General features: G+C 74.4%; 11 protein-coding genes and 1 riboswitch. Of the genes, 7 read left to right on the forward strand and 4 right to left on the reverse strand.

Going from position 1 to position 11933, the window contains the following annotated elements; genetic code table 11:
• Window positions 1-31: 31 nt before the first annotated feature.
• Complete coding sequence (metE, locus tag ACFU0Y_RS13750; protein WP_380215091.1) at window positions 32-2437, reverse strand: 5-methyltetrahydropteroyltriglutamate--homocysteine S-methyltransferase; 2406 nt, start codon at window positions 2435-2437, stop codon at window positions 32-34.
• A 56-nt stretch (window positions 2438-2493) separates the two neighbouring features.
• Window positions 2494-3420: a methylenetetrahydrofolate reductase gene (locus tag ACFU0Y_RS13755; protein ID WP_380215092.1), complete on the reverse strand. Its 927-nt coding sequence runs from the start codon at window positions 3418-3420 to the stop codon at window positions 2494-2496.
• 71 nt (window positions 3421-3491) lie between these two features.
• Window positions 3492-3600, reverse strand: a riboswitch (SAM riboswitch).
• Between the two features lie 206 nt (window positions 3601-3806).
• On the opposite strand from ACFU0Y_RS13755, the gene ACFU0Y_RS13760 reads away from it, so the two are divergent.
• From ACFU0Y_RS13760 to ACFU0Y_RS13780, 5 genes are all read left to right on the forward strand, one after another.
• Window positions 3807-4793 carry a glycosyltransferase gene (locus ACFU0Y_RS13760; protein ID WP_380215093.1) on the forward strand — a complete coding sequence of 329 codons (987 nt, stop codon included), beginning with the start codon at window positions 3807-3809 and terminating at the stop codon, window positions 4791-4793.
• Window positions 4790-6184, forward strand: coding sequence for a hypothetical protein (locus ACFU0Y_RS13765; RefSeq protein ID WP_380215094.1), 1395 nt, complete (start codon window positions 4790-4792; stop codon window positions 6182-6184). The genes ACFU0Y_RS13760 and ACFU0Y_RS13765 overlap by 4 nt, the downstream gene beginning before the upstream one ends.
• 46 nt (window positions 6185-6230) lie before the next feature.
• Complete coding sequence (locus ACFU0Y_RS13770; RefSeq protein WP_380215101.1) at window positions 6231-6587, forward strand: ArsR/SmtB family transcription factor; 357 nt, start codon at window positions 6231-6233, stop codon at window positions 6585-6587.
• A 3-nt stretch (window positions 6588-6590) separates the two neighbouring features.
• Window positions 6591-7088: an SRPBCC family protein gene (locus ACFU0Y_RS13775; protein ID WP_380215095.1), complete on the forward strand. Its 498-nt coding sequence runs from the start codon at window positions 6591-6593 to the stop codon at window positions 7086-7088.
• A 217-nt stretch (window positions 7089-7305) separates the two neighbouring features.
• On the forward strand, window positions 7306-8592 hold the full coding sequence (locus ACFU0Y_RS13780; RefSeq protein WP_380215096.1) for an adenylosuccinate synthase: 1287 nt from the start codon (window positions 7306-7308) through the stop codon (window positions 8590-8592).
• A 41-nt stretch (window positions 8593-8633) separates the two neighbouring features.
• On the opposite strand, the gene ACFU0Y_RS13785 is transcribed toward ACFU0Y_RS13780, so the two are convergent.
• Window positions 8634-9002, reverse strand: coding sequence for a DUF202 domain-containing protein (locus tag ACFU0Y_RS13785; RefSeq protein ID WP_380215097.1), 369 nt, complete (start codon window positions 9000-9002; stop codon window positions 8634-8636).
• A gap of 1 nt (window position 9003) precedes the next feature.
• The gene (locus ACFU0Y_RS13790) at window positions 9004-9390 is read right to left on the reverse strand and encodes a YidH family protein (RefSeq protein WP_380215098.1); all 387 of its coding nucleotides are present in this window, start codon (window positions 9388-9390) and stop codon (window positions 9004-9006) included.
• A 163-nt stretch (window positions 9391-9553) separates the two neighbouring features.
• Here ACFU0Y_RS13790 and ACFU0Y_RS13795 point away from each other — a divergent pair, with 163 nt between their 5' ends.
• Window positions 9554-10360, forward strand: a complete 807-nt coding sequence (locus ACFU0Y_RS13795) for a carbon-nitrogen hydrolase family protein (RefSeq protein ID WP_380215099.1) — start codon at window positions 9554-9556, stop codon at window positions 10358-10360.
• A gap of 1 nt (window position 10361) precedes the next feature.
• Complete coding sequence (locus ACFU0Y_RS13800) at window positions 10362-11897, forward strand: DUF2142 domain-containing protein (RefSeq protein ID WP_380215100.1); 1536 nt, start codon at window positions 10362-10364, stop codon at window positions 11895-11897.
• Window positions 11898-11933 lie beyond the last annotated feature (36 nt).

Consider the following 11933-nt stretch of genomic DNA (forward strand, 5'->3'; position numbering starts at 1 on the left):
GGCTCCCGCGGGCCGGCCGGTGCGCTCGGGGTCAGCCGCGCTCGCCGTGCTGGACGATCAGCGGCAGGCCCGCGGGCTGCGCCACCCGCTCGCGCGCCGTCCGGGCCGCGGCCACGAGGTGCTCCAGCGAGGCCCTCGTCTCCTCGTAGCCGCGGGTCTTCAGCCCGCAGTCCGGGTTGACCCACAGGGTCCGTGCCGGGACGTGCTCGAGGGCCCGCTCGAGCAGCTGCTCGACCTCCTCCTGGGAGGGCACCCGCGGGGAGTGGATGTCCCACACGCCGGGCCCGATGCCCCGGGAGAACCCGGCGGCCTCGAGGTCGGTGAGGACCTCCATCCGGGACCGGGCGGCCTCGATGCTCGTCACGTCGGCGTCCAGGCCGTCGATCGCCCCGACCACCTCGCCGAACTCCGAGTAGCAGAGGTGGGTGTGGATCTGGGTCTCGTCCCGCACCCCCGAGGTGGCCAGGCGGAACGCGTCCACCGACCAGCCGAGGTAGGCGGGCTGGTCCGCGCGGCGCAGCGGCAGCAGCTCCCGCAGCGCCGGCTCGTCCACCTGGATGATCCCGATCCCGGCGGCCTCGAGGTCCGCGACCTCGTCCCGCAGCGCGAGCGCCACCTGGTTCGCCGTCTCCCCGAGCGGCTGGTCGTCGCGCACGAAGGACCACGCCAGGATCGTGACCGAGCCCGTCAGCATGCCCTTGACCGGCCGGTCCGTGAGGGACTGGGCGTGGCCGATCCACGGCACCGTGAACGCCTCGCCGCGCAGGCCCTCGCCCTCCCGGCTGACGTCGCCCCACAGGATCGACGGCCGGGTGCAGCGGGAGCCGTAGGACTGGACCCAGCCGTGCACGGTGGTCGCGAAGCCGTCGAGGTGCTCGGCGAAGTACTGGACCATGTCGTTGCGCTCGGGCTCGCCGTGCACCAGCACGTCCAGTCCCAGCTCTTCCTGCAGCCGCACGACCCGTTCGATCTCCTCCCGCAGGAACGCGTCGTACTGCGCGTCCGTCAGCGCGCCGGCGCGGTGCCGGGCTCGGGCGGCACGGACCTCGGCGGTCTGGGGGAAGGAGCCGATCGTGGTGGTGGGCAGCGGGGGCAGGGGACCGGCGGCCGTGAAGGCCCGGCCCTCCTGCGCGGCCCGGCGGACCTCCGCGGCCGAGCGCCCGATGTCCGTGGCGGTGAGCGACCCGGCGCGCTCGCGGACGGCCGCGTCCCGGACACCCGCCGCGTCCCGCCGGGTGCGGCGGGCCCCGGCCGCCTCGGCCAGCTCCTGGGCGACCGACTCCGTCCCGGCGGCGAGCCCGCGGGCCAGGGTGACGATCTCGCCGACCTTCTGGTCGGCGAAGGCGAGCCAGCTCCGCAGCTGCGGGTCCAGGCGGGTCTCCTCGGCCACGTCGTGCGGGACGTGGAACAGGGACGTGGAGGAGGCCACAGCCACCTGGGCGCCGCCGCGGGACAGCTCCGCGAGCTGCTCGAGCCGGCCGGCCAGGTCGGCCCGCCACACGTTGTGCCCGTCCACGGCGCCGGCCACGAGCACGGCGGAGTCCTCGCCCTGGAAGAACGCCAGCTCCTCGGGCGTGGGGGCCTCGCCCTTCACGAGGTCGAGGTGCAGGGCCTCCACCCCGGAGCAGGCCAGCGGGTGCAGCAGCGGCCCCGGCGAGCCGTAGGAGGTGGTGACGAACAGCTGCGGGCGCCCGGTCACGGCCGTCAGGGCCGTGTAGGCGTCCCACACGGACGGGGCGAGCTGCTCGGCGCCGACGTGCTGGTCCGCCACGAGGGCCGGCTCCTCCAGCTGCACCCAGTCGGCGCCGGCCGCGGCGAGCTCCTGGAGCAGCCGCGCGTACACGGGGAGCAGCTCGGGGAGCCGCTGCAGCGGCTCGAATCCCGCGGGGGCGCCGTCGTCGGCCTTGGCGAGCAGCAGGTAGGAGACGGGGCCCACGAGGACCGGTCGGACGGTGAAGCCGTGCGCGGCGGCGCGGCGGACGTCGGCCACGAGCCGGTCGGCGGTGGCGCGGAACGGGGTGCCGGGGCCGATCTCGGGCACGAGGTAGTGGTAGTTGGTGTCGAACCACTTGGTCAGCTCGAGCGGAGCCCGTCCGGCGTCGCCGCGGGCCAGCACGAAGCTCGCGTCGAGGTCGAGCCGGCCCTCGGCGTCGGCGAGGTCGGCGAACCGGGACGGGACCGCCCCGAGGGCCACGGTGGTGTCCAGGACCTGGTCGTAGAGGGGGAACGCCGCGGGCAGGGAGGAGTCCTGGGCGCCGAGGCCCAGCTGCACGAGCCGGCGGTGGGTCGCCAGCTGCAGGTCGGCGGCCGCCGACTCGAGCTCGTCGCGGGTCGAGCGCCCGGCCCAGTAGGCCTCCAGGGCCTTCTTGAGCTCGCGGCGGCGGCCGATCCGGGGGTAGCCGGTGATGGTGGCGGCGGGGAACGGGACAGTGGTCATGGGAATCTCCTGAAAGGTGTCGAGAGGTCGTGCGGAACGGGTGCGGACGGACGTGCTCACGCCGGGAGCAGCAGGTCCTCGAGCGCGACGGGCACGTGCGGGACGCGGGGGAGGTCCACGTGCTCCAGCAGGTCGAGCACGGCCCGGTGCTCGTTGAAGGTGTACAGGTGCAGACCGGGGGCGCCGGCGTCCAGGGCGGCCCGGGCCAGCCTGGCCGCGAAGGCCACACCCGCCCGGTGCCGCTCGGCGGGCCCGGGCGCGTCCTCCAGCGCGGCGGCCAGACCCGGGTGGGGCGCCAGCCCGGCCAGCCGGCACAGCGTCCGCAGCCGCCGCGGGTCGGTGACCGGCATGATCCCCGGGACGATCGGGATGCTCACCCCGGCCGCCCGCGCCGCCGCCACGAGGCGCTCGTAGCGCTGCGGGCGGAAGTAGACCTGCGTGATCGCGAAGTCCGCCCCGGAGCGCTGCTTGGCCAGCAGCACCTCCACGTCGTGCCGGAACGAGGGCGACTCCGGGTGCCGGGTCGGATAGGCGGCCACGCCCACGGCGAGCCGGCCGGCGGCGAGGGCCGCGGTGTGTCGCTGCTCCACCTCGCGCACGAGCTCCACGAGCTCGCCGGCGTGCCGCAGCTCGCCCGGCTCCGCCCCCGGGTCCAGGTCCCCGCGCAGGGCCAGGACGCCCCGGACGCCGCGGCGGACCAGCGCGGCCACGGTCCGCTCGAGCTCGGCCCGCGTGCTGCCGACGCACGTCAGGTGCGCCAGGGGCCGCAGGCTCGTGCGGGCCAGGAGGTGGTCGAGCAGGGCCAGCGAGCTGTCCCGGCGCTGCTCGTCCCCGCTGTAGGTCACCGACACGTGGTCGGGGCACGTGGGCTCGAGCGCCTCGATGGTCCGCAGCAGCGTGTCGGCGCTCGCCGCACTGCGCGGTGGGTAGAGCTCGTAGGACAGGGACGGCGGCGCCGGCCGGGCGGTCGGGCGTGGTGTCACGTTCTTCCTCCAAGGGTCACCCCGAGGGAGGGCGGCAACCGTCCCGGGACGGACCCGGGAGGGAAGCGACAGCTCCATCGGTCCTGGCGGGAGCACCGTTTCCGCGCGCCCCGTGGCGAGGAGCGCGGATGGTTGCTGCGGCGTCGACGAGCCAGGTCTCTCGGCCGCTCTGGATAGATGCAGGACCCATTCCAGCGGCTGCCCCGCCGTGCTGCCAAGTGCGGAACCGCAGAAGACGCCGGTGCGCCGACTGTGACGGCGGGGGCGTCACAGGGCGCAACACGGACGCACGGCGACGCACGGGCGGCGGGCCACGGTCCTGCGTCCCGCGCGCCCTCGCCATAATGGACGGGTCACCCCGCCCCGGACCGCAGGAACGAGTGCCCATGCCCGCCACCCCCCGCATCGTCGCCGTCGTGCCGTGCCACAACGAGGAGGCGGCCGTCGCACGGGTCGTGACCGACCTGCACGCCGCGGTGCCCGGCATCGAGGTGTACGTCTACGACAACTGCTCGACCGACGGCACCGCCGAGGCCGCCCGGCGTGCGGGCGCGCACGTGCGCCGCGAGGACGAGAAGGGCAAGGGCAACGTGGTCCGGCGGGCCTTCGCGGACATCGACGCCGACGTCTACGTGCTCGTCGACGGCGACGACACCTACGACGTGGCCGACGTCCCCACCCTGATCGGGACGCTGCTGGCCGGGCCCTACGACCACGTGGTGGGCGTGCGCCGGCAGGTCACCAGCACCGCCTACCGCTCGGGGCACGAGTCGGGCAACCGGTTCTTCAACGCCCTCGTGACCTTCGCGTTCCGCCGGCAGGTCTCCGACATGTTCAGCGGCTACCGCGTCTTCTCGCGCCGCTTCGTCAAGTCCTTCCCCGGCCTCTCCCGGGGCTTCGAGATCGAGACGGAGCTCACCGTGCACGCCGTCAACGCGCGGATGCCGCAGACCGAGGTCCCGGTCGGCTTCCGGGACCGGGCGGAGGGCAGCGAGAGCAAGCTGCGCACCTACCACGACGGACTGCGGATCCTGGCCGTCTTCGGCCGGCTGCTCTTCCACGAGCGGCCCCTCCTCGTCACCGGCGCCGTCGCGCTGGCACTGTTCGCGCTGGGGCTGGTCCTCGGCCTGCCCGTGGTCGCGGAGTTCGCGAGCACCGGCCTCGTGCCCCGCTTCCCGACGGCGTTCCTGGCCGCCTCCCTGGTCATCCTCGCCGGGGTGTTCCTGCTCATGGGCGTGCTGCTGAGCGGTCAGGCCAAGATCCGCCGGGAGACCTCCCGGCTGTTCTACCTGCGGCAGCCGGCCCCCCCGTGGAGCGGCGAGGACGCCCCGGACCGGGCCGGCCCCCGCGGCGCGGGGCAGCGGCTCCCGTGAGCACGGAGCGGGAGGAGCTGCGGTCGCGGCTGGTCCCCCTGCTGCCCTGGGCCCAGGGCCTGGGAATGCTGCTGGTCCTGCAGTTCGCCCTGTTCGGGCTGCTGACGGTGGGCCAGGCGGTGCCGGACCGGCCCATCGTCGAGCACCTGCTGGCGGCGGTCGAGGACGGCACCTACGGCCCGCACGGGACGATCGACCGGATGGGCGGCCCCGCCGACACCTTCACCGAGTGCGTCGTGGCCGGCACGGGCCTGGGCGCGTCCCCCGAGGAGTCCGCCTTCAGCCGGGCGGTCCGGATGCCCAGGATCGCGACCTGCGGCGGCGGCCCGGAGCAGCTGCGGGCCATCTCCGAGGGGGCCGTGCTCACGGACAACGGCTACTACAAGTACTGGGCCGGCTACACCGTGCTCACGCGCCCCGTGCTGGCGCTGACCGGTCTCGAGGGGCTGCGGATCGTCTCGGGCACCCTCATGGTGCTCGCCCTGGGCGGGGCGTTCCTCGCGGTCCGCGCCCGGACCTCCACCGCCGTGGCACTGGCCCTGACCCTGCCCTACGTGGCGGGGACCAACCTGCTGTCCACGCCCTCGACGTCCTTCAGCCAGTCGATCTCCATCGCCTTCATCTTCCTGTCGGTGGCCCTCGCCGCGCTCGGAGCGGGGCGCTCGACCCGGGCGGCGTACGCCGGGACGGCGCTCGGCGCGGCCCTGTTCTGCTTCGTGGACCTCCTCACCACCCCCGCCGTGCCCTGGGCGATGTCCGCGTTCGTGGTCGGCGCGGCGGTCTGGTGCCGCGCCGGGGAGCTGCGGGGGACCGCCGTGGCCGTGGTGGTGAGCGGTCTGGTCTGGCCGGCGGCCTTCGCCGTCACGTGGCTCGCGCGCTGGGTCATCGCCGGCGCCTTCCTGGGCGTCCCGGCCACCCTGGAGGTGGTCCGGCGCAACGTGGGGATCCGCACCGGGGGCGACCACGCGGGAGTGTCCGACGCGTTCGGGGCCGGCGTGCGCCGCAACCTCTCGTACTGGTGGGAGGTGGTGCCCACCTCGGGGCTCGTGCTGACCGGCTGCCTGCTCGCGGCGGGCGTGGGCCTGGGGCTGGCGCTGCACCGGGGCGGTCTCGCCCGGTGGGGGACCGCTGCCGTCCTGGCCCTGCCGGCCCTGGTCGTGCCCTTCTGGTACACGGTGCTCAGCAACCACTCCCAGATCCACGCGTTCTTCGTCAACCGCGGGGTGGCGGCCGCCCTGGCCGTCGGCACCGCGGCCTGCCTCGCGGCGGCCCTGCGGCCCCGCCCGGCCGCCGGGGCGGCGCCGCCTGGCGCGGAGCACGAGGACACCGTGCCGGCACCCGACCGTCACGATCCGGTCTCGGACCTTGCCGGGGCCGGTCGGGAGCCCTAGCCTTTAACAACCAACAGGTTGATCAAGGAATCAGTTGACAAACACCGTGGATCCCGGCGACGACGACCTCCTCGACAGGGCCTTCCTGGCCCTGGCCGACCCCGTCCGCCGCCGCATCGTCGCCCGGCTCAGCCGGGGGCCGGCCACGGTCACCGAACTGGCGGAACCCTTCGCGATCTCCCTCCAGGCGGTCTCGAAGCACATCCAGGTCCTCGAGCAGGCGCAGCTCGTCACGCGCACCCGTGACGCCCAGCGCCGGCCCGTGCACCTGGACCCCGCACGGCTCGAGGCGCTCACCGCGTGGATCGACCGGTACCGGCTGGTCCGGGAGGAGCAGTTCCGCCGCCTCGACGCCGTGCTCGACACCCGAGCCGCGGACCGCGGCGAGCACACCCAGGACTGAACCATGGGACACGCACTGCACCTGACCGTCCCCGACGGCCTGCCCTTCATCGACTTCGAGCGAGAGTTCGACCACCCCGTGGCCGAGGTCTTCCGCGCCCACGCCGATCCCGGGCTGTTCCGGCAGTGGATCGGGCCGCGCGGGCTGCGGACCCGGATCGACGGCTTCGATTTCCGCCCCGGCGGCGCCTACCGGTTCGTCCAGCGCGGCGAGGACGGCGCCGAGGAGTACGCCTTCCGCGGCGTCTTCCACACCGTGCGCGAGAACGAGCTCGTCGTCCAGACCTTCGAGTACGAGGGCTGGCCCGACGCCGTGGACCTGGAGTACCTGCACTTCGAGGACCTGGGCGACGGCCGGTGCCGGCTGCGCGGGCACACCGTCCACGCGTCCCAGGAGGCCCGCGACGGGATGGTCGGATCCGGCATGGAGAACGGCATGGCCGAGGGCTACGAGCGGCTCGAGGAGCTGCTGGCCGGGCGCCGCGGGCCGGACGGGGCCTGACCGCGCGCCCGACGGGGCGGCGAGTGCCTGCCCGGGGGTGCGGGCCGCTAGACTTGGACGGTACGAGCCCCTGGGTCTCCTCCCGCCGGCGCCGCGACGCTCCGGGCGCGCGGACGGGAGCGGGCCGACGCAGGGGCGTTGTCGTGCCCGGCCGGTGCGCGCCTGCGCCGGGTCCCGCGGGCGAGGTCCCGTTCCATCCAGGCAGGAGAGTCGTTCAATGCCAGCAATCGTGATCGTCGGCGCCCAGTGGGGCGACGAGGGCAAGGGCAAGGCCACCGACCTGCTGGGAGGCCGCGTGGACTACGTGGTCAAGCCCAACGGCGGCAACAACGCGGGGCACACGGTGGTGGTGGGCGGCGACAAGTTCGAGCTCAAGCTCCTGCCGGCGGGCATCCTGAGCCCCAACGCGGTCCCCGTGATCGGCAACGGCGTCGTCGTCAATCCCCAGGCCCTCTTCGAGGAGATCGACGGCCTCGAGGCGCGCGGGGCGGACACCTCCCGGCTGCGGATCTCCGCCAACGCCCACCTGGTGGCCCCGTACCACCAGACGATGGACCAGGTCTCGGAGCGCTTCCTCGGCAAACGGGCGATCGGCACCACGGGCCGCGGCATCGGGCCCGCCTACATGGACAAGGTCGGCCGGCTCGGCATCCGCGTCCAGGACGTCCTGGACGAGTCGATCCTGCGGCAGAAGATCGAGGGCGCGCTGCGGCAGAAGAACGAGCTGCTCGTGAAGCTCTACAACCGCCGGGACATCGACGTCGAGGAGGTCGTGCAGTACTTCCTGGGCTACGCCGACCGGCTCGCCCCGATGATCGTGGACTCCACCTACCTGCTCAACCAGGCGCTCGACGAGGACAAGGTGGTGCTCATGGAGGGCGGCCAGGCGACCTTCCTCGACGTCGACCACGGCACGTACCCGTTCGTGACGTCCTCGAACCCCACCGCGGGCGGTGCGTCCGTGGGCTCGGGCATCGGGCCGACCCGCATCACCCGGGCGATCGGCATCATCAAGGCCTACACCACCCGCGTGGGCGCCGGGCCGTTCCCCACCGAGCTCTTCGACGAGATGGGCGAGCAGCTGCGCACCACCGGCGGCGAGTTCGGCGTCAACACCGGCCGCCCCCGCCGCACCGGCTGGTACGACGCCGTGATGGCCCGGCACGCCTCCCGGATCAACGGCTTCACCGACTACTTCCTCACCAAGCTCGACGTCCTCACCGGCATCGAGCAGATCCCGGTGTGCGTGGCCTACGACGTGGACGGCGTCCGGCACGACGAGATGCCGATGACCCAGACGGAGTTCCACCACGCCAAGCCGATCTTCGAGCACTTCGAGGGGTGGGAGGAGACCATCACCGGCTGCCGCACCCTGGAGGAGCTCCCGGCGAACGCACGGGCCTACGTCGAGGCGCTCGAGGCGATGAGCGGCACCCGGATGTCCGCGATCGGCGTGGGCCCGGACCGGGACGACACCATCGTGGTGCGCGACCTCATCGACTGACCCGTCTGCCGCCCCGCCGCTCGGCGGGCGGGGCGGCGGCCTCAGACGAGGACCAGCACCACCCAGAGGCCCAGGGAGCCGAGGGCGAGCATCGCGACCGCGGTGGCCAGGACGGCGCCGACCTCCGGCGCGGTGCCCTCCTCGACGATGCCGCGGGCGCTGCGGACGTAGCGGGGGCGCTGCGTGAGGTAGATGGCCGCCGCCGTGAGCACGGCCAGGCCGAACAGCACCAGGACGAACGGGCCGTGGTGGGGCAGCCAGCGCAGGAAGACCGCCGAGACCACCACGAAGGACATCAGCGTCCGGCCCCAGGCCATCGTGGTCCGCTCCGGCTGCAGCCCCGGGTCCCGGTGCGGCGGCCGCGGCGGGCCCGGGGGCCCGGGCGGGCGCCGCTGGTGCGGGCGCGGCATCTCAGCCCTGCAGGACGACGACGACGAGCACTCCCGCCGCGATCGCCCCGCCCACCGCGAGCACCGGTGCGATCACCGGCAGGGGCAGCGGGGCCTGGCGCCGCATGCTCCGCTCCACCCCGATCCAGCGGAACGTGGCGCCCGCGCTGACGAGCATGCTCAGCACCAGCAGGACGATCGCGAGGAACTTCCGCACACCGTCGTCGAACAGGTCCGCGGTGAACGCCTCGATGGCGATCCCGCCGGCCAGGAACGCGAGCGCGGTGCGGATCCAGGCGAGGAACGTGCGCTCGTTGGCCAGCGTGAACCGGGGGTCGGGATCGACCCCGCCGCCCAGCACGCGCTCGGTCAGCCCGCGTCGCCGCGGGGTCCCGGACCGCTCGCCCATCCGCCTGCCCTCCGCTCGTCCGGCCGTGTCGGCCCCATCCTGCCACGGCCGGGGTCTCCGCCCGGGCTCCCGCTCGTGCCGGGGGCGCGATCCCCGGCCGCGTTCCCGGGGCGGGCGCGGATACAGTGGGAGCTCCAGTCGCGACCCACCGAGGAGGACACCTGTGAAGATCGCCGTCGGGCAGTTCGCGCCCACCGCCGACACGGCCGAGAACCTGCGGACCATGCGCCGGCTGGCCGAGCAGGCCGCGGCCGGCGCGGCGCAGCTGGTGGTCTTCCCCGAGGAGGCCATGTTCTCCGAGCGGCTCATCGGGGACGACTTCGAGGAGCTGGTCCTGCGCGGCTGGTCCGGGTTCGTCCAGCAGCTGTCCTTCCTGGCCGCGGAGACCGGTGTCGCCGTGATCGCGGGCGGCTACGAGGGCTCCGCCGACGGACGCCCCTACAACACGCTCGTGGCCGTGGACGCGCAGGGCGCGATCCTCGGCACGTACCGCAAGCTCCACCTCTACGACGCCTTCAGCCACCGGGAGTCCGACCGGATCCGCCCGGGCGACAAGGGCGTCACGGTGGTGCGGATCGGGGAGCTCGCCGTCGGCATGATCACCTGCTACGACCTGCGCTTCCCCGAGATCTGCCGGGCCGTGGTCGACGCCGGCGCCGAGCTGCTCACCGTCCCCGCCGCGTGGTTCGCCGGCGAGCACAAGGTGGACCACTGGCAGGCGCTGCTCAAGGCCCGCGCGATCGAGAACACCGTCTGGGTCGCCGCCGCGGACACCTGCTCCGAGCACACGGTCGGCCGCTCCGCGGTCCTCGACCCGCTCGGCGTGGTGGTCGCCGAGGCCGGGGAGGACGAGACCGTGCTCAGCGCCGACGTGACGCGCGAGCGCATCGCCGAGGTGCGGGAGACCGTGCCCGTGCTCGCCAACCGCCGGTACGCGCCGGCCGAGCTGCTGCCCGCGGACGAGGACTGAGGTGGCCACCGCGGTCCTGGCGCCCGACCACGCCCCCGAGCACGTCCACCGCCCGGGGCTGCGCCCCGGCAGCGTGGTGGCCCTGTTCGCGGGGCTGTCCCTGCTCTTCGGCGCAATCTTCGCGGCCATGGTGCCGTCCGCCTGGGGCCCGGACGAGAGCTCCCACTTCAAGCGCGCCTACCAGGTCTCCCAGGGCGGCTTCGCCCCCGAGCGGCTGCCCGACGACGGCCCCTACCCGGTCTACGGCGGGTCCGTGCCCGCGGCCGCGGCGCAGCTCATGACCGAGCACGGCGGACCGCCCCGGACGAAGGAGCGCAACTCCGACCCCCTGTTCGTCCCGTCCCCGGAGCGCGAGCAGGCGCTCGCGGCCCCGCTGGGGGACGAGCCCGTGCAGACCTCGTTCGCCAACACCGCGGCGTACTCGCCCGTGCCCTACCTGCCCTCGGCGCTCGGCGCGCGGATCGGCACCGCCGCGGACCTCGGCGTGGGCACCACCTGGGCCCTCATGCGGGCCCTGCAGGTGCTCTCCTACACGGCCGTGGTGGCGGTGGGGCTCTGGGCCCTGCGGCACACCCGCTTCCTGTGGGTGGGGTTCTGCGTGGCGCTGGTGCCCACGGCGCTCTACCAGTCCGCGGTGATCTCCGCGGACTCCGTGACCAACGCCGTGGTGTTCACCTTCGTGGCGCTCGTGCTGCGGGCCACGGTGCTGAACCGTGCCGAGGAGCCCCTCACCCGGTTCGAGCTGGCGGCGGTGCTCGTGGGCGCGGCCGTCCTCCCGCTGATGAAGCCCACCTACGTCATCCTCTCCCTGCTGCTGCTGGCCGTCCCGCTGCGGCGGTATCCGCTGCCCCGCCGCGCCGACGGACGCCCGGTGGCCGCCGCGCTGGTCCTCTCCGGCTGCCTGCTGCTGACCCTGCTGGGCTTCGCGCTGTGGATGTCGCTGGCGGCGGGCACCACCGAGGCGATGGGCATCCTCCGCGGTCCGCAGGAGCGGCACACGGTGCGTCCCGACGAGCAGCTGGCCTTCGTGCTGTCCGAGCCGGTCGCCGTCCTGGGCGTGGCGGCGCGGACGATCCTGACCCTGGACTGGCAGTACGCGGCGGGCGTCGTGGGGCAGATGGGCTACGGCCCGGGCGGGAACATCAACGGCCCCTTCGTCGGGGCGGTGTGCTGGCTCGTCGCCGTGGTCGCGGCCTTCCTGCACGGACCCCGCGGCCGGGCGCCGCGCCGGGTCGTCGGCTGGTTCGCGGCCGTGCTGCTGCTCAACGTCGCGGCGATCTTCGGGACGCTGTACCTGAGCTTCGCCCCGGTGCAGTCCGGGATCGTGAACGGGGTGCAGGGCCGCTACTTCGTCCCGCTCGCCCTGCTGCTGCTGGGCACGCTCGTCCCGCTGGTGGGCGCCCGGCTGCCCGCCGGCCCGCAGGCGCTGCGCAGGGTGGACGCGGCCGTCCTCGTGCTCGTGCCGCTCTCGGCCGTGCTGGCCGTGGCCGGCTACGCCACCGTGGTCCACGTCACGGGGCACTACGCGCTGCCCTGACCGGTTCGCGGCCGTCGCTCCCCCGGGGGGCCCGGG

Origin of the sequence: Kocuria sp. NPDC057446 (genome assembly GCF_042802875.1) — a bacterium.
In the GTDB taxonomy this organism is placed as follows: Bacteria; Actinomycetota; Actinomycetes; order Actinomycetales; family Micrococcaceae; genus Kocuria.